This is a genomic window from Streptomyces sp. ISL-100 (assembly GCF_018614615.1).
Taxonomy (GTDB): domain Bacteria; phylum Actinomycetota; class Actinomycetes; order Streptomycetales; family Streptomycetaceae; genus Streptomyces.
The window spans coordinates 122,094-138,999 of the sequence record NZ_JAGGOK010000041.1 but is presented as its reverse complement, the minus strand read 5'-3'; the positions used below and the strand labels follow the sequence as shown (position 1 = coordinate 138,999).

The 16,906-nt window shown below is 69.2% G+C and carries 14 protein-coding genes and 1 pseudogene; 5 read left to right on the top strand and 10 right to left on the bottom strand.

What is annotated here, in order from left to right; genetic code table 11:
* Positions 1–2: 2 nt before the first annotated feature.
* On the bottom strand, positions 3–1,091 hold the full coding sequence (locus tag J7E89_RS18855; protein ID WP_214974934.1) for a branched-chain amino acid aminotransferase: 1,089 nt from the start codon (positions 1,089–1,091) through the stop codon (positions 3–5).
* Positions 1,092–1,315: 224 nt separating this feature from the next.
* On the bottom strand, positions 1,316–2,359 hold the full coding sequence (locus J7E89_RS18850; RefSeq protein WP_214974932.1) for a 3-isopropylmalate dehydrogenase: 1,044 nt from the start codon (positions 2,357–2,359) through the stop codon (positions 1,316–1,318).
* Positions 2,360–2,486: 127 nt separating this feature from the next.
* Here J7E89_RS18850 and J7E89_RS18845 point away from each other — a divergent pair, with 127 nt between their 5' ends.
* On the top strand, positions 2,487–4,052 hold the full coding sequence (locus J7E89_RS18845; RefSeq protein WP_214974930.1) for a metallophosphoesterase family protein: 1,566 nt from the start codon (positions 2,487–2,489) through the stop codon (positions 4,050–4,052).
* A 17-nt stretch (positions 4,053–4,069) separates the two neighbouring features.
* On the opposite strand, the gene J7E89_RS41840 is transcribed toward J7E89_RS18845, so the two are convergent.
* Both J7E89_RS41840 and J7E89_RS18840 read right to left on the bottom strand, forming a co-directional pair.
* Entirely contained in the window at positions 4,070–4,195 is a 126-nt protein-coding gene (locus tag J7E89_RS41840) for a hypothetical protein (RefSeq protein ID WP_285439257.1), read from the bottom strand.
* Between the two features lie 240 nt (positions 4,196–4,435).
* Complete coding sequence (locus J7E89_RS18840; RefSeq protein WP_251060733.1) at positions 4,436–5,011, bottom strand: hypothetical protein; 576 nt, start codon at positions 5,009–5,011, stop codon at positions 4,436–4,438.
* Between J7E89_RS18840 and J7E89_RS18835 the strand changes: the two genes are divergently transcribed.
* Both J7E89_RS18835 and J7E89_RS18830 read left to right on the top strand, forming a co-directional pair.
* Positions 4,973–5,548, top strand: a complete 576-nt coding sequence (locus tag J7E89_RS18835; protein ID WP_214974928.1) for an IS607 family transposase — start codon at positions 4,973–4,975, stop codon at positions 5,546–5,548. The two genes, J7E89_RS18840 and J7E89_RS18835, sit on opposite strands and share 39 nt — an antisense overlap.
* Positions 5,541–7,173: pseudogene (locus J7E89_RS18830) on the top strand (IS200/IS605 family accessory protein TnpB-related protein). Before J7E89_RS18835 ends, J7E89_RS18830 begins: the two are co-directional and overlap by 8 nt.
* Here J7E89_RS18830 and J7E89_RS18825 read toward each other — a convergent pair.
* The 3 genes from J7E89_RS18825 to J7E89_RS18815 all read right to left on the bottom strand — a co-directional run bounded on the left by J7E89_RS18825 (position 7,170) and on the right by J7E89_RS18815 (position 9,813).
* The gene (locus tag J7E89_RS18825; protein WP_251060732.1) at positions 7,170–7,916 is read right to left on the bottom strand and encodes a hypothetical protein; all 747 of its coding nucleotides are present in this window, start codon (positions 7,914–7,916) and stop codon (positions 7,170–7,172) included. The pseudogene J7E89_RS18830 and the gene J7E89_RS18825 overlap by 4 nt on opposite strands.
* A 154-nt stretch (positions 7,917–8,070) precedes the next feature.
* A complete protein-coding gene (locus tag J7E89_RS18820) occupies positions 8,071–8,631 on the bottom strand; it encodes a GNAT family N-acetyltransferase (RefSeq protein ID WP_214974926.1) in 561 nt (186 codons plus the stop codon).
* Positions 8,632–8,733: 102 nt separating this feature from the next.
* Positions 8,734–9,813, bottom strand: a complete 1,080-nt coding sequence (locus tag J7E89_RS18815) for a S1 family peptidase (protein ID WP_214974924.1) — start codon at positions 9,811–9,813, stop codon at positions 8,734–8,736.
* 168 nt (positions 9,814–9,981) lie between these two features.
* On the opposite strand from J7E89_RS18815, the gene J7E89_RS18810 reads away from it, so the two are divergent.
* A complete protein-coding gene (locus tag J7E89_RS18810) occupies positions 9,982–10,821 on the top strand; it encodes a DUF1206 domain-containing protein (RefSeq protein WP_214974921.1) in 840 nt (279 codons plus the stop codon).
* Positions 10,822–10,925: 104 nt separating this feature from the next.
* Here J7E89_RS18810 and pruA read toward each other — a convergent pair whose 3' ends face one another.
* Both pruA and J7E89_RS18800 read right to left on the bottom strand, forming a co-directional pair.
* Positions 10,926–12,557, bottom strand: a complete 1,632-nt coding sequence (gene pruA / locus J7E89_RS18805; protein ID WP_214974919.1) for an L-glutamate gamma-semialdehyde dehydrogenase — start codon at positions 12,555–12,557, stop codon at positions 10,926–10,928.
* 168 nt (positions 12,558–12,725) lie between these two features.
* Positions 12,726–13,652 carry a proline dehydrogenase family protein gene (locus J7E89_RS18800; protein WP_214974917.1) on the bottom strand — a complete coding sequence of 309 codons (927 nt, stop codon included), beginning with the start codon at positions 13,650–13,652 and terminating at the stop codon, positions 12,726–12,728.
* Positions 13,653–13,816: 164 nt separating this feature from the next.
* On the opposite strand from J7E89_RS18800, the gene J7E89_RS18795 reads away from it, so the two are divergent.
* Positions 13,817–14,971 (top strand): CdaR family transcriptional regulator, encoded by a 1,155-nt coding sequence (locus J7E89_RS18795; protein ID WP_214974915.1) that lies wholly within the window; start codon positions 13,817–13,819, stop codon positions 14,969–14,971.
* Between the two features lie 296 nt (positions 14,972–15,267).
* Here J7E89_RS18795 and serA read toward each other — a convergent pair whose 3' ends face one another.
* Positions 15,268–16,860, bottom strand: coding sequence for a phosphoglycerate dehydrogenase (serA, locus tag J7E89_RS18790; RefSeq protein WP_214974913.1), 1,593 nt, complete (start codon positions 16,858–16,860; stop codon positions 15,268–15,270).
* Between the last annotated feature and the right edge of the window lie 46 nt (positions 16,861–16,906).

Sequence of the window (16,906 nt, the reverse complement as noted above, 5' to 3'; positions counted from 1 at the left end):
GGTCAGGCCAGTTCGTGGACCCAGCCGTGGGTGTCCTCCGCCGTGCCGGTCTGGATGGCCAGCAGCGCCCGCCGCAGCTCCATCGTCACCTTGCCCGGCTGCCCGTCCCCCTGCACCCACTCCGCGCCCTCGGACTTCACCGACCCGACCGGCGTGATCGCCGCCGCCGTACCGCACGCGAAGACCTCGGTGAGGGTGCCGTTCTCGGTGTCGCGCTTCCAGTCCGCCGTGGAGATACGGCCCTCCGCCGACTCGTACCCGAGGTCACGCGCGAGCTGGAGCAGCGAGTCGCGGGTGATGCCGGCGAGGAGCGAGCCGGTGAGTTCGGGGGTGACGATTTTGTTGCCGTACACGAAGTACAGGTTCATGCCGCCCATCTCCTCGACCCACTTGTGCTCCAGTGCGTCGAGCCAGACCACCTGGTCGCAGCCCTTCTCCGCCGCCTCGGCGAAGGCGAGCAGCGAGGCCGCGTAGTTGCCGCCGGTCTTGGCGAAGCCCATGCCGCCGGGGACGGCGCGGACGTAGTTCTCGGACAGCCAGACCGAGACCGGCTTGACCCCACCGGGGAAGTACGCACCGGCAGGCGACGCGATCACGATGAAGAGGTACTCGTTCGCCGGCTTCACACCGAGCCCGACCTCGTTGGCGATCATGAACGGGCGCAGGTACAGCGAGTCCTCGCCACCGTGCGCCGGAACCCATGCCTTGTCCTGCTGGACCAGAGCGTCGCACGCCGCGATGAACGTCTCGACCGGCAGCTCCGGCATCGCCAGTCGCCGCGCGGAAACCTGGAAGCGCTTGGCGTTCGCGTCGGGCCGGAAGGTGGTGACCGAGCCGTCGGGCCGGCGGAAGGCCTTCAGGCCCTCGAAGATCTCCTGCGCGTAGTGCAGGGTCATGTTGGCCGGGTCGATCGACAGCGGCGCGTACGGCACGAGCTGCGCGTCGTGCCAGCCACGACCCTCGGTCCACCGGATGGTGACCATGTGGTCGGTGAAGTGGCGGCCGAATCCGGGGTTGGCCAGGATCGCCTCGCGCTCCGCGTCGGACAGCGGGTGCGAGGAGGGCTTGAGCTCGATCGTGGGCGTCGTCATGAGTGCGTGTCCTTCACCGTTTGTGTGGGGTGGACCGCGCTCACGCCTTAGTAGGACGTCCGAGCTTCCCTTCATACCGCGGCCCCACGTTCGATTATCGCCTGTGGGAGTGCGTGCATGAAACGGCGTGTAGTGCGGCCCAGGATTGATGGTCCCACCCGGCCGCGGCAAAGCACAGCCGCCGGGTGTCTGTGACCCGGCGGCTGTGGGAGGAGTCCGTCGGGTCAGCCCGCTACTCGTACCGCGAGCGCGTCGCCGATTTCGTCCGTCGTACGGACCGTGCTGCCGTCGCGCTCCGCGAGGTCGGCGGAGACGGCCGCCTCGATACGGACGGCCTCGGCCTCGAAGCCGAGGTGCCGCAGGAGGAGGGCGACGGAGAGAATCGTGGCCGTCGGGTCGGCCTTGCCCTGGCCCGCGATGTCGGGCGCGGAGCCGTGAACGGGCTCGAACATCGACGGGAAGGCACCCGTCGGGTTGATGTTGCCGGAGGCCGCCAGGCCGATGCCGCCGGTCACGGCAGCGGCGAGGTCGGTGAGGATGTCGCCGAAGAGGTTGTCGGTGACGATGACGTCGAAACGCCCGGGCTGCGTGACGAAGAAGATCGTCGCGGCGTCGACGTGCAGGTAGTCGGTGGTGACCTCGGGGTACTCCTGGCCGACCTTGTCGAAGATGTTCTTCCACATGTGGCCGGCGTAGACGAGGACGTTGTTCTTGTGGACCAGCGTCAGCTTCTTGCGCGGACGCGCCTTGGCCCGCTCGTACGCGTCACGGACGACGCGCTCGACGCCGTACGCCGTGTTGAGGCTGACCTCGGTCGCGACCTCGTGCTCCGTACCGGTGCGGATCGAGCCGCCGTTTCCGGTGTACGGGCCTTCGGTGCCCTCGCGCACGACGATGAAGTCGATGTCGGGGCGGCCGGCCAGCGGGGTCGCGGTGTTGGGGAACAGCTTCGACGGACGCAGATTGATGAAGTGGTCGAAGGCGAACCGCAGCTTGAGCAGCAGCCCGCGCTCCAGGACGCCGGACGGCACGGACGGGTCGCCGATCGCGCCGAGCAGGATGGCGTCGTGCTGCTTGAGGGAGTCGAGCTCCGCGTCCGGGAGGGTCTCTCCGGTGCGGTGCCAGCGCTGAGCGCCGAGGTCGTACTCCTTGGTCTGCAGCTTCACATCCTGCGGGAGGACGGCGTTGAGGACCTTGAGCCCTTGGGCCACGACCTCCTGGCCGATGCCGTCACCAGGGACCACTGCGAGATTGAGGCTGCGAGACATGTCGGCACCCTACTCCCGCGTCCCAGCGGCTGACACCGAGTGTCCGCCATTCGGACTCAAAATCTCGACAGATTCTGTTCACCCTTAAGTCTGGCCAGAGTTGGTTGTTACTGGGAAGTTTTTTCCCATGGCCGACACCCCCCGCACCGGTATCCCCGAGCAGCTCGCCCGCCGCATGACCATGCCGGAGCAGCACGAGTATCTCCGTACGAAGCTGTCCCGCCGGCGGGTGATCACCTCGTCCGCCGCCACGGCGGGCGGAGCGGCACTGCTGGGCGGCGCGAGTCCCGCGTATTCGGCCGCCTCCCCCTCCCTCACCACACTCACCGCCCGCGTCGACGGGTCGCTCGTCGCACCCTTCGGCCGCCATCTCGCCTTCGGCGCCGACCCTAAGACGCAGATGCGGATCTCCTGGCAGGTGCCCTTCGCGGTCAAGCGCCCGTACGTACGGGTGGGGCTGAAGCCGTGGGAGCTGAGCCGGAAGATCGAGGCGGAGGTGCGCGCCCTGCACACGCCGTCACTGTCGCGGAAGCTGCCCTCGGTCGACCAGTTCTACCTGCATGTGGGGCTCGACGGGCTGCGGCCGGGGACGACGTACTACTACGGCGCCGGGCACGACGGATTCGACCCGGCCGACGCATCGCGCCTGTCGACCATCGGCTCGTTCCGTACGGCGCCCGCGCAGCCGGAGACCTTCGTCTTCACGGCCTTCGGGGACCAGGGGGTCAGCTACGACGCCCTCGCCAACGACCAGTTGATCCTCGGCCAGAACCCCTCCTTCCACCTCCACGCGGGCGACATCTGCTACGCGGACAGCACCGGGAAGGGCAGGGAGTCGGACACGTACGACGCGCGCGTGTGGGACCAGTTCCTGGCGCAGACCGAGAGCGTGGCCTCCCGGGTGCCGTGGATGGTGACCACCGGCAATCACGACATGGAGGCCTGGTACTCCCCCAACGGCTACGGCGGCCAGTCCGCGCGCTGGTCGCTGCCGGGGAACGGGCCCGACGCGAAGAAAGCCCCGGGCATCTACTCGTTCACGTACGGCAATGTCGGCGTCGTGGCACTGGACGCGAACGACGTGTCGTACGAGATCCCCGCCAACAAGGGCTACACGGACGGCGCCCAGAGCGCCTGGCTCGACAAACGGCTCGGCGAGCTGCGGCGGCAGGCCGACATCGACTTCATCGTGGTCTTCTTCCACCACTGCATGTACTCGACATCGACGCACGCCTCGGACGGCGGGGTGCGCGACGCGTGGCTGGCGCTCTTCACCAAGCACCAGGTCGACCTGGTGATCAACGGGCACAACCACGTGTACGAGCGGACCGACGCCATCCGGGGCGGCGAGGTCGGCAAGCCGGTCCCGGTCGGCGCCTCGACCGACCCGACGCGCGACGGGATCGTGTACGTCACGGCGGGCGGCGCGGGCAAGGACCTGTACGGCTTCGGGCCGGGGGTGAAGGACAGCTACGAGGGCGACATCCACGACCACGACCACATAGTGACCTTCCACTGGACGAAGCTGCGGCTGCCCGACCCCGACACGGTGGAGTGGTCCCGGGTCCGCTACACCGGCTTCTCATTCCTCGCGGTGGAGGCCGAAGCCGGTACATCACCGAAGCTGAAGGTCTCCGCGCTCGCCGAATCGGGCGAGCGCATCGACTACTTCGAGATCCGGCGCGGCAGCTAGTCGGCGGGTCGCCAGCCTCAGTGGCCGGTGGCGCCGCCGTTGTCGCGGCGGTCCAGCGCACGCTGAAGGGCGGCGGCCGCCTGCTTGCGGTCGGTGTCGTTCGAACGGGGGGTGTGGCGGACGCGGCGCACGGTCTCGGCCATGATGATCGACTCCTTGAGATCAGAATGATTTCAGGGCGCCGGAATGGGCGGGGAGCAGGTGCCGCAGGGGTTACCTGCATGGGGCACGGGCTCGCGTCCGCCGTTCGCTGATGGAGCGAGACGTTCGGCTTCTTCCAAGCTAAGCGAGGCCGGACTGTCTGTCTCCACAATTACTCGGACTTCCTACTATCTGAGACGCGATCATGGCCACGCCGGGGAAAAGCGTGGCCATCACCGCTGTCAGGATGCCGTCAGGTACATCCCCGAGGCGTCCGCCCCCGCCGTATTGCGGCAGGTGTAGCCGCCACTGCCACCGGTCGCAGCCGCGTAGACGAGGGAAAGGCACCGCCCCTGGCCGAGCTGGCCGTAGTAGTTCGGGTGCATGGATTCCTGTACCGGCCCCTGCGTGGAATCGCTGTCGATCCAGCGCGCCCACTCGCTGCTCGTGGCCGACGGCGGCTGCGTGGCGTTCACCAGCCTGCTCTGCCTGGCGCACACCTCCCGGCCCTGCAGCATGTCGCGCAGGTCCAGGAACTGCGTGCCCTTGGCGGCGGCCACGCCCTTGAGACGGTCCGCGATCTGCGGAACGAGCGAATCGCGCGCCCAGTCGGAGTCCTTGTTCCAGAACGGGCAGCCGCCGGTGTTGACCCGGCTCCAGCCGCTCTCCGTGTAGCGGTTCTCGGCGGCCCGCGGGATGGGCGAGGGGTATTCAACTGCTGTTCCACATGGTCGTTTGAGTGAGCGTAACCATGAGGTGGTGAGTGTCGTTGTCGTGGTGTGAATCTGACGGAGTGGGCGAAGGCGCAGGGTGTGCATCCGCAGACCGCGTATCGCTGGTTTCGTGAGGGGACGTTGCCGGTACCGGCTCAGAGGGTCGGCCCGCGCACAATCCTGGTGAACATGGAGTCCAGCACCACGCGCGGGCAGGTTGGTGGTGTCGGCCTGTATGCCCGGGTGTCCTCCCACGATCAGAAAGCGGATCTGGAACGCCAGGTCGCACGCTTGTCGGCGTGGGCCGTGAAGGCCGGACACCGTGTCGTGCGGGTCGAGTCCGAGATCGCCTCGGGCATGAACGGCTCCCGCACGAAGGCCCGTCGCCTGCTGGCCGACCCGGACGTGGCCTGCGTGGTGATGGAGCACAAGGACCGGCTCGGCCGCATGAATGTGGAGCTGGTCGAAGCAGCCCTGTCCGGGACCGGGCGTCGCCTGGTCGTTCTGGATGACGGTGAGATCGAAGACGACCTGGTGCGCGACATGGTGGAGGTGCTGACGTCGTTCTGCGCCCGCCTGTATGGCCGCAGGTCGGCGAAGATGCGGGCCATGAAAGCTGTGGAGGCGGCCGAGCGTGGGTGAACTCCGCCCGATCGCTGCCTCGTTCGTCGCGCCCGGCCCATCCGGCGTGGCGGTACGCGATCGTCTCAAGCACCTCACGCCGGCGGATGAGGACATCCTGCGCCTGGTCGGTGAGCACATGGGTGCGCTGGCATCCCGTGACCTCAAGGCCCGCTGCGCCGACGGACTGGAGCATTCAGCGGACGCGTGGGCGGTGCGTAAGCGGGAGCTGACACCGATGTCGTCGTCGCGGTGGGCGGGTGCGCTCACCAAGGCCACGCACGATCAGTGGGCGCTCGCCAGGCGTGGCCAGGCGGCGCACATCCAGAACCTGGAAGCCGGTATCAAGACGGTCGCGCACCGCTTGTCCCTGCCGCTCGCAGAGAAAGGCAGCAGGCACGCCGGTGGTGGTTACCGGTCGAAGCGGGAGTGGCATGCGAAGACGCGTCGTCTGCACCTTCTCGAGGATCGGCTCCACCGTGCGCGAGCCGACCGCGACGCCGGTCGTGTGCGGGTCGTGCGGGGCGGTAAGCGCCTGCTCAACACCCGTCACCACCTGGCCAAGGCCCAGCTCACCGAGGCACAGTGGCGCAAGCGGTGGGAGGCGGAGCGCTGGTTCCTCGCCGCTGACGGCGAGTCCGGCAAACGCTTCGGGAACGAGACGATCCGTGTCACCGGCGACGGCGAGTTGAGCATCAAGCTTCCCGCTCCGCTCGCGCATCTGGCCAACAGCAAGCACGGCCGGTACGCCCTCACCGGCAAGGTTGCCTTCGCTCACCGGGGTACGCAGTGGGCCGACCGTATCGCCGCGAACCAGGCCGTCGCCTACCGCATCCACTACGACGTGCCCCGTGGCCGCTGGTACCTCACCGCATCCTGGCAACGGCCCCTCGTACGGACCGTTCCACTCAAAGCAGCACTCGCAGGCGGTGTCATCGGCGTTGACACGAACGCCGACCACCTCGCCGCCTGGCAGCTCGACACCCACGGCAACCCCATCGGCGAGCCAAGGCGGTTCTCCTACGACCTGTCGGGAACCGCGACGCATCGCGACGCCCAGATCCGGCATGCTCTCACCCGCCTGATCACATGGGCACAGCGCCTCGGCGTGAAAGCCATCGCCATCGAAGACCTGGACTTCACGGCGGACAAGACCCGCGAGAAGCACGGCCGCAAGCGCCGCTTCCGCCAATTGATCTCCGGGATGCCCACCGGGAAACTCCGCGCCCGCATCGTCTCCATGGCCGCCGAAGCCGGACTGGCGATCGTCGCGGTCGATCCCGCCTACACCAGCAAGTGGGGCGCACAGCACTGGCAGAAACCCCTCACCAGCACCAACCGCAAGACCAGCCGCCACGATGCCGCGAGCATCGCGATCGGCAGGCGCGCCCTCGGACACCCCATCCGGCGACGGACAGCACCGCCCCGCGACGACCAGAGCGATCACCGCGGGCATCGGACCGTCCAGGCCCGACCAGGCAACCGAGGACGCGAGGAAACCCGCCCCCCATCATCCCGGACCACGCACCCGATGCGCGCAGCCGGACCATGGAGCGAAAGCGGGTGACCAGCGTGCCCAACACCGTTCGCGGCACGCGGCTGAGCATGGGCCCTGGCAACAGGACTCACTCCCGCTCAGTCTCTAGGAACGGTAGGACTGCAGGACAATCCGGTAGCCCGAGGCGGCGTAGCCCGCGGCGGACATGACCGCGCGGATCTCGTCGACGGACTTGCCGACGTTGGCCATCGCCGTGTCGATCTTCGCGTCCACGACGGCCTGCTGGTCGTCGTGGCAGTACGAGTACCAGACCATGTAGTCCGTGGCGCAGGCGGTGATGATGTTGGCGAAGCCGAGGTCGTTGCCGCCGACCGACAGCGCGATCACCTTCACGTTGTTCGCCGCGGCGATACCGGCGAGCTGGTCGGCCTGCGGGGCCTCGCCCTTGAACGACGTGCCGCCGCTCGAAGCACGGAAGACGTTCTGCGTGGTGGCGCCCGAACAGGCGATGTTGATCAGCGCCTGGGTGGTGCCGGTGGCGCTGCGCACCTCGGCGGAGTCGGAACGGTGGCAGCCGTTGACGGCCGTCGGACCGTATACGAGGCTCGGGTCGTAGCCACTCCCTGTCCACGCCCGGTCGGAGCCGTAGCGGCTGCCGCTGTCGGTGAGGCTGTTGCCGCGCCAGCGTCCCGCTTCGCCCGAAATGTAGCTGTCGCCCATGGAAACGATCGCGGTCGGTCCGGAGGCGGGTCCGGCGGCCGAGGAGCCGGCTCCGGTTGTCAGCAGGGCGGTGAACGCCAGGGGGAGGGAGAGCGCGGCGGTGAGAAGGCGCCGCGTGGGCCTGGGAGTGCGGGTCGGTCTGAGCGTACCGATGGAGCGAAATCCGGACACGGCGGAACTCCTGCGCTGGGCCTCGAAGGCGTATCGGTGAGGGGAGCCGCCGGCCGGTGGCATGCGGAAATCTGGCACGCCGCCGTTTGTTACCGCTAGGTAGGTGCACGTTTCTTTTTCGTCACGGCGCGGCCGGAAACCGACTTCCACCGACCTAGAGCAGGTCGCCGCCACGCCAGTCGAAGAACAGGGCGTCCGACGCGTCCGGAAGCCCGGCCGCAACCACAGGCCTCAGATACGTCGAACCCTCCTCGTCGGGCAGGGGTACGACGCCGTGGGGACCCAGCGCCGCGATCCGCCCCGGCCACACCGCCCACCCACGCGCCGCGTAGAGCGCCGCCCCTTCGTCGGACGCCGAGAGCGCCCCGAGGACGTACGCCCGGTCGATCACCCGCTCCAGCGCCTCCATCACCCGGCCCCCGAGCCCCTGTCGGCGGCGGTCGGCCCGTACGGCCACCCCTTCGACGTAACCGACGCGCAGCGACCGGCCGCGGTGTAAGACCCGGCGCTGGATGACGCTGCCGTGGGCGGCGAGGCCTTGCTCGTCCTGGACGACCGCGTGGATGCCGCCGATGGTGTGGTCCCAGTCGTCCTCACTGAAGTCGCCGTCGAAGGCGGCGTCCAGGAGGGCGCGGATCTCGTCGAGCGCGGCGGGCGCGAGATCGGCGGTGTGGGCGGTACGAACGCGGTCGGTGCGCTCCGGTTCATCAGTCATGCCCCGACTCTCCCAGGCCCCGCCCGCGACAGGCGTGTCCTCAAACACCGGACGGGAGCGGGGTCCGGAGCGGAGCCCCAGCAGCCCGCTCCCGCACCGGCGTCAGTACACGTTCACCCCGTACGCGGACAGCGCTTCCCTCACCGGCTGGTGAATGGCGGAGCCATTGGTACCCGTACAGCCGGAGCTGCCCGAGTGGATGCCGAGCGCGACGCTGCCCGCGAAGTGCGCGCCGCCGCTGTCCCCACCGGCCGAACAAGCGGTGGTGCGGACCATGCCGTAGACGGGCCCGTCACCGTAGTTGACAGTGACATTCACGGCGGTGACGGTGCCGCTGGTCACCTTGGTCGTCGAGCCACTCTTCTTGAGGGCCTGCCCGACAACCGCGTTCGCGGCGGACGCGATGTCCTGGTAACTGCCGTTGTAGAGGTTGACATTGCCCGCCGGCGCCGAGCCGTTCGTGTACCGCACGATGCCGTAGTCGTTGGTCGGGAAGCTGGTGCCCTCACGAACACCGATCACCGGACCGCCGGACGTGGCCGACCAGTTGGCGACGTCGTTGGTGCAGTGACCCGCCGTCACGAAGTAACGCGTCGTGCCCTTGGAGACGTTGAAGGCGGCCGAACAGCGGTACCCACCGCCATAGATGGCGTCGCCGCCCGCCACCTCACGCTTGAAGGTCCCTGGTACCCGCGACACGCGCACCGCGCCGTCCTGCGCGTCCGCGACCTTCTTCAGCCGGGCCAGTTCCCGCGCGGACACGGACTGGTCGGCCTCGACGCTGACCTGGTTGGTCCGGGGGTCGATGCCCCACGACGTACCAGTGATCTTCGCTCCGGACTCCAGCGCGGCCATGGCCGCCTCGAGCCGCGCGGCACCGCGCTCCACGCGCTTCGCCGTGGCACCGGCCGCGCGGACCTGTTCGGCGGCGCGCTCGCTGGTGACGGTGACGGTGAGTTCGCCGGTACGGCGGTCGATGTAGCTGCCGGCGGTGTCGTCGCCGAGCCGCTCGGAGAGCGCGGAGTCGAGGGCGTACGTCGCCGGACCGGCGGCCACTGCGCCCGCGGTCCCGGCGCCGGTCCGGGCGTCGGTCCCGGCGCCGGCGGGCGTCGCGCCGAGGCCGAGCGCGCCGGCGGCTATTAAGGCGGTCAGGGCTGCGTGCGCACGGAGGGTGCGTCTCATGGGGGGAATCTCCTCAGTCAGGTTCCCGCGGGGAAACGGGAACACCAGTGAGGAGGAATTTGGCATGCTCATTGCGATCCCACAAGACCGCACCCGGCCGCCCTCACACGCCCACGGGTTCCGCCGCCCGCTTCGGGGCACACGAACAGCGACAAAGGAGGCGAGGGCATGGGCACATGGGCACTCACCCGTCGCGGCAGGCGCACCGCCCGCCGGGCGTCGGACAGTTCGGCCCTGGAGACGGCCGCACGCTGGGGATTCGTGGCACGCGGGGTGCTCTACCTGCTGGTCGGCCTACTGGCCATGCGGATCGCATTCGGCGACGGAAAGCGGGAGGCGGACCGCGGCGGCGCGCTCGCGGAGGTGGCCGCGCAGCCACTGGGCCAGTACCTGCTCTGGGCGCTGGGCATCGGGCTGGCGGGCATGGCGCTGTGGCGGCTCTCCGAGGCCCTCTTCGGTGCGGCCGGACCCGACGGCCACAAGCCCCGCAAGCGCCTTCTGTCGCTGGCGCGTTTCCTCTTCTACGGCTTTGTGTCCCACTCCGTACTGTCCTTCGCCGCCGGCACCGGCGGCAGTGGCAGCGGATCGAGCGACGACCAGTCCGAAGACGTGACGGCCAGGGCCATGCAACTCCCCGCCGGTCAGTGGATCGTAGCCATCGGCGGCCTGGCCATCGCGGTGGCGGGCGTGTGGATCGCGGGCCGCGCAGTGCTGCGCAAGTACCGCAAGCACCTGAAGACGCCTGAACTGCGGGGCCGTACCCGCCAGGCCGTCGATGTCACGGGCGTGGCGGGTGGCATCGCGCGCGGTGCGGTCTTCGCCATGCTCGGCGGCTTCGCGGTGAAGGCGGCGGTCGACTACGAACCCGACCGGGCCAAGGGCATCGACGACACCCTCCGCTCCTTCGCCGACACCTCGGCCGGCCCGTGGCTGCTCGCCCTGATCGCGGTCGGCCTGGCCATGTTCGGCCTCTTCTCCTTCGCCATGGCCCGCTGGCGCAGGATCTGAGCCCGGCACCGGATACGCGAACCGCCCCCGTCCGGCGTGGGGGCCGGGACGGGGGCGGGGTTTCGCGGGGCCGCGCGGCGGGATCCGCGCGCGCCGGGGAGGGGTCAGCCCTGGTGCGGGTACGTGTAGTCGGTCGGCGCGACCAGGGTCTCCTTGATGGCCCGGGTCAGGGTCCAGCGCTGGAGGTTCTGCGGCGCGCCGGCCTTGTCGCACGTACCGGACGCGCGGCCGCCACCGAAGGGTTGCTGGCCGACGACTGCGCCGGTCGCCTTGTCGTTGATGTAGAAGTTGCCCGCGGCGTAACGGAGCTTGTCCATCGTGTACGCCGCAGCCGCGCGGTCACTGGAGATGACGGCGCCGGTCAGGGCGTAGTCGGAGACCGACTCCATCTGCTCCAGCATGGCGTCGTACTTCTCGTCCTCGTAGACGTGGACCGCGAGGATCGGGCCGAAGTACTCGGTCGTGAAGACCTCGCTCGAAGGGTCCGTGCACGCGATGACCGTCGGGCGGACGAAGTAGCCGACCGAGTCGTCGTACGTGCCGCCCGCGATGATCGTGCACGTCGGGTCGGCGGCGGCGCGGTCGATCGCGGCCTTGTTCTTGGCGAACGAACGCTCGTCGATGACGGCGCCGATGAAGTTCGACAGGTCGGTGACGTCACCCATGGTGATGCCGTCGACCTCCGCCGCGAACTCCTCCTTGAAGCCGGACTCCCAGATCGAGGCCGGGACGTACGCACGCGAGGACGCGGAGCACTTCTGCCCCTGGAACTCGAACGAGCCGCGCGTGAGGGCGGTCTTCAGGACCGCGCGGTCCGCGCTCGGGTGCGCGACGACGAAGTCCTTGCCGCCGGTCTCGCCGACGATGCGCGGGTACGAGCGGTACTTCTCGATGTTGTTGCCGACCGTCTTCCACAGGTACTGGAAGGTCTTGGTCGAACCGGTGAAGTGGATCCCGGCCAGCTCGTGGTGGTTGAGGGCGACCTCGGAGACGGCGATGCCGTCACCCGTGACCAGGTTGATGACGCCCTTGGGAAGGCCCGCCTCCTCCAGGAGCTCCATCAGCAACACTGCCGCGTGCGTCTGCGTCGGGGACGGCTTCCAGACCACCACGTTGCCCATCAGAGCGGGAGCGGTCGGCAGGTTGCCGGCAATGGCCGTGAAGTTGAAGGGCGTGATCGCGTAGACGAAGCCCTCCAGCGGACGGTGGTCCAGCCGGTTCCACACACCCGGGGAGTTCGCCGGCGGCTGCTCGGCGAGCAGGTCACGGGCGTACTTGACGTTGAAGCGCCAGAAGTCGATGAGCTCGCACGGCGTGTCGATCTCGGCCTGCTGGGCGGTCTTCGACTGGCCGAGCATGGTCGAGGCGGCGAGCGTCTCGCGCCACGGGCCCGACAGCAGCTCGGCGGCGCGCAGGATGATCGCGGCGCGGTCGTCGAAGGACATCGCGCGCCACGCCGGAGCGGCGGCCAGCGCGGCGTCGATCGCGTCCCGCGCGTCGTCCTGCGTGGCGTGGGCGGCGGTGCCGAGGACGGCCTTGTGATTGTGCGGCTGTACGACGTCGAAACGCTCGCCGCCGCCCATCCGCTTCTCCCCGTTGATCGTGATCGGGAGGTCGCGGGGGTTCTCGGCCAGCTCCTTGAGCTTGGCCTCGAGGCGCGCGCGCTCCGGCGAACCGGGCGCGTAGGTGTGCACCGGCTCGTTGACCGGGGCGGGGACCTGGGTGACAGCGTCCATGAGTTACCTCTTCCGAGTGATTCCTTGGCTTCAGCCGAGAGGAACTGAAGCGGTGGCGTACGTTGAGCTGTGGTCAGGGCTTGACCGTCACGAGCCTGCTACGGCGGGCGAAATGAGAAGCCCCACGGGGCGGAGTCACGAGCCGACAACCATCGCCCGCACACTGCATCAGTTTTTGGTGATCATCGAGCGGACGAAGAACAGCAGGTTGGCAGGCTTCTCCGCGAGGCGCCGCATGAAATATCCGTACCAGTCGGTGCCGTACGCGGTGTACACACGCATCCGGTGTCCTTCTGCCGCGAGCCGCACATGCTCTTCGCTGCGGATCCCGTACAGCATCTGGAATTCGTACTCATCCAGTTTGCGCCCTGCCCGCCGGGCGAGCTCCTGGCTGATGGCAATCAGTCGCGGATCGTGCGACCCGATCATCGGGTAGCCGTCGCCCGCCATCAGGATCTTCAGGATGCGGACGTACGCCTTGTCGATCTCGGCCTTGTCCTGGAACGCGACGGTCGCGGGCTCCTTGTAGGCGCCCTTGACGATACGGACGCGGCTGCCGGCCCCGGACAGGCGGCGCGCGTCGTCCTCGGTGCGGAACAGGTACGCCTGGATCACGCAGCCGGTCTGCGGGAAGTCCTTCCGCAGCTCCTCGTGGATGGCGAACATCGAGTCGAGGGTGGTGTGGTCCTCGGCGTCCAGCGTGACCGTGGTGCCGATCGCGGCGGCGGCCTCGACGACCGGGCGGACGTTGGCGAGCGCCAGCTCGTGACCGCCCTCGAGCGCCTGCCCGAACATCGACAGCTTGACCGACATCTCGGCCCGCTCGCCCAGCCCCAGCCCCTTGAGGTGCTCGACCAGCTCCAGGTACGCGTCACGAGCGGCGAAAGCCTGCTGGCGCGTGGTGATGTCCTCGCCCACGTAGTCCAGCGTGACGTCGAGACCCTTGGCCGCCGCCTCCTGAACGATCGGAATGACTTCCTCGACCGTCTCTCCGGCGATGAACCGGCCGACAACCTGTTTGGTGCCCGGGGCAGCCGACACGAAGCGGCGCATTTTGTCGCTGCGCGAAGCGGCGAGGATCACGGGACCCAGCACGGGGCACCTCCACGGAAAAGGCTTGAAGGGGGCCGCGACCAGGAGTTTTCGGTACGGCACGGATAACCACCGTGAAATCTAAGGATCGCTCGCATCTTGAACCATCGACAGCTGTCACGCATCCGTGGCCCGTATCTCATACAGATGTCTGAAGGGGTGCGAGAATGAGAAGCGTGAAAGGCGATTACCAGGAGCTGGTCGACGAGATCTCGGCGCTTCTCGGCGCTCCCGCGACGCTGGAGGACCGCGATTTCCGGCTGATCGCGTTCGGCGCGCACGACAGCGGCAGCGGTTTCGACGAATCGACCCTGGACCCAGTCCGTACGCGCTCGATCCTCACCCGCCGCTCGACGGCCGAGGTCCGCGCGTGGTTCGAGAAGTTCGGCATCGCCACGGCGGAAGCCCCGGTGTACATCCCCGCGGACCCCGCCGCCGGCGTGCTGCGCGGCCGGCTGTGCCTGCCCGTACGCCATCGGGGGATCGTCCACGGTTACGTGTGGCTGCTCGCCGGGGACAACGGCCCGCCCGGACCCGTGCCTGCCTCGGCCATGGCCGTCTGCGCCCGGATCGGTGAGCTCCTCACCGACGAGGCCCGCGCCCGCGCCGACCTCGGCCCGCATCTCCTGACCCTGCTCACCTCGGACTCCGCCGACAGCCGGGCCGCGGCGCTGGCCTCGCTGAGTGCGGCGCTGGGCGAGGGTGGCACGTACGCCCTGCTGTGCGTCGCGCCTTGGCCGGATGCCCTGCCCGGTGTGCCCAAGGTCCCGGGGGCGGCCGCGCTGTGCCTGCTTCCGGTGCCGGGACCGGCCGGCCCGCGCGTCGCGGCCCTGATCCGCATCCGTACGCCGGCCGACCTCTCCCCCGCCCACCAGGCGGCCGCCACCCTCCTCACCACGGCAGGACCGGTCGTAGGCATCGGCAACCCGGTACACACCTTCGAAGACCTGCCCGGCGCCTGGCGCGAAGCCTCGGCTGCGGCCCGGGCGGCACTGGCGCGCCCCCACCTCGGCCCGGTAGCGGAGTGGTCGGGCATCGGCCCGTACCGCCTCCTGGCCGCACTCCCCGACAGCGGCCCCGGCCACCCGGTCGACCCTGCGGTACACCCCCTCCTCGACCCCGCGCACGCCGAACTGGCCCGCACAGCGGAAACATTCCTGGACTGCGCAGGCCAGGCGGCCCGCACCGCGACCGCCCTGAACATCCACCGCCAGACGCTCTACTACCGCCTGTCCCGCGTGGAACAACTAACCGGCCTGGACCTCCACAACGGCGAGGACCGCCTGCTACTCCACATGTCCCTGAAGGCAGCACGCCTCTGAACCCGGCACCGCCAACTCCAGCCCGTCGGCGTTTGAGGACCGGGCCCGGGGCAGCGCCCCCAGTTCGGCCCGCCCCCGGCCACTTCAGCCTGTCCGGCGTTTGAGGACCGGGGTCTGGGGCGGAGCCCCTCACGCGGCGGAGCCGCAAAATGTCACAGCGGGAAGGGGCGGGTAGGGGAAAGCGCCGCAAGCCCCGTACCCGCCGCCCTCCTACGCACCCGTACCCGGCACCCGGACCCCCGCGCGAGGCAGGCATCCGCGTACCGGGTACGGGAGGGGTCAAGCGTGAGCCAGGCTCAGTCAGCCAGGTTCACGAAGCGAGCAGAGGCCGCCCCGATCTCAGCAGCGATCTCACTCAGAACCGCCGCCGGAACCTTGTCGTCCACGGAGAGAACGGCCAGCGCCTCGCCCCCCTGGTCCGCACGCGAGACCTGCATGCCGGCGATGTTCAGCCCACCCTCGCCGAGGATGCGGCCGACCGTGCCGACGACGCCCGGACGGTCCTGGTAGCGCAGGACGACCATGTGATCGGCCAGCGTCAGGTCGATGGCGTGCTCGCCGATCCCGACGATCTTCTGGAGGTGCTTCGGCCCGGCCAGCGTGCCCGAGACCGAAACCTCCTCGCCACCGGACAGCGTGCCGCGCACGGTGACGACGTTCTTGTGGTCCGGCGACTCCGAGCTCGTCGTGAGCCGCACCTCAACCCCGCGCTCCTGCGCGAAGAGCGGCGCATTGACGTACGACACCGTCTCGTCGACGACGTCCTCGAAGACGCCCTTCAGAGCGGACAGTTCGAGCACCTTGACGTCGTACTGCGTGATCTCGCCGTACACCTCGACATCGAGCCGCACCGCGACCTCGCCCGCCAGCGCCGTGAACATCCGGCCGAGCTTCTCGGCGAGCGGCAGACCGGGACGTACGTCCTCGGCGATGACACCGCCCTGGACGTTGACCGCGTCCGGCACAAGCTCACCGGCGAGCGCGAGCCGCACGGACTTGGCGACCGCGATGCCCGCCTTCTCCTGCGCCTCATCCGTCGAAGCACCGAGGTGCGGGGTGCAGACGACCTGGTCGAGCTCGAAGAGCGCGGAGTCGGTGCAGGGCTCCTTCGCGTACACGTCGAGGCCCGCGCCGGCGACCCGGCCCTCCTTGAGGGCGGAGTACAGCGCCGCCTCGTCGACGATCCCACCGCGCGCGGCGTTGACGATGCGTACGGCCGGCTTGACCTTGTGCAGCGCGTCGTCGCCGATCAGGCCGAGCGTCTCGGGCGTCTTCGGCAGGTGCACGGTGATGAAGTCCGCGACCTCCAGCAGCTCGTCGAGCGTGAGCAGCTTGACGCCCATCTGGGCGGCGCGCGCGGGCTGTACGTAGGGGTCGTACGCGACGATCTTCATGCCGAAGGCCGACATGCGCTGCGCGACCAGGACACCGATGCGGCCGAGGCCGACGACACCCAGGGTCTTCTCGCTCAGCTCGACGCCCGTGTACTTCGAGCGCTTCCACTCGCCGTTCTTGAGGGCGGTGTTGGCCTGCGGGATGTTGCGAGCGGTGGCGACGAGCAGGCCGCAGGCGAGCTCGGCGGCGGTGACGATGTTGGACGTCGGCGCGTTGACGACCATGACGCCGGCCTTGGTGGCGGCGGAGACGTCGACGTTGTCGAGGCCGACACCGGCACGGGCGACGACGCGGAGCTTCTTCGCCGCGGCGATGGCCTCGGCGTCGACCTTGGTGGCGGAGCGGACGAGGATCGCGTCCACGTCGGCGATGGCCGGCAGGAGCTCTGCCCGGTCGGCGCCGTTGCAGTGCCGGATCTCGAAGTCCGGGCCCAGGGCGTCGACTGTGGCGGGCGACAGCTCTTCAGCGATGAGTACGACAGGTTTCGAGCTCACGTGAGTCCTCACTGGTCCTTTGCGGACGGCCGTCCCGACGGCCGCA

Coding starts and splice junctions, on each gene's coding strand:
- J7E89_RS18850 (WP_214974932.1), bottom strand. CDS start 2,359: ATGTCTCGCAGCCTCAATCTCGCAGTGGTCCCTGGTGACGGCATCGGC.
- J7E89_RS41840 (WP_285439257.1), bottom strand. CDS start 4,195: ATGGCCGAGACCGTGCGCCGCGTCCGCCACACCCCCCGTTCGAACGAC.
- pruA (WP_214974919.1), bottom strand. CDS start 12,557: ATGGACGCTGTCACCCAGGTCCCCGCCCCGGTCAACGAGCCGGTGCAC.
- J7E89_RS18845 (WP_214974930.1), top strand. CDS start 2,487: ATGGCCGACACCCCCCGCACCGGTATCCCCGAGCAGCTCGCCCGCCGC.
- J7E89_RS18815 (WP_214974924.1), bottom strand. CDS start 9,813: ATGAGACGCACCCTCCGTGCGCACGCAGCCCTGACCGCCTTAATAGCC.
- J7E89_RS18810 (WP_214974921.1), top strand. CDS start 9,982: ATGGGCACATGGGCACTCACCCGTCGCGGCAGGCGCACCGCCCGCCGG.
- J7E89_RS18795 (WP_214974915.1), top strand. CDS start 13,817: ATGAGAAGCGTGAAAGGCGATTACCAGGAGCTGGTCGACGAGATCTCG.
- J7E89_RS18855 (WP_214974934.1), bottom strand. CDS start 1,091: ATGACGACGCCCACGATCGAGCTCAAGCCCTCCTCGCACCCGCTGTCC.
- J7E89_RS18840 (WP_251060733.1), bottom strand. CDS start 5,011: ATGCACACCCTGCGCCTTCGCCCACTCCGTCAGATTCACACCACGACA.
- J7E89_RS18820 (WP_214974926.1), bottom strand. CDS start 8,631: ATGACTGATGAACCGGAGCGCACCGACCGCGTTCGTACCGCCCACACC.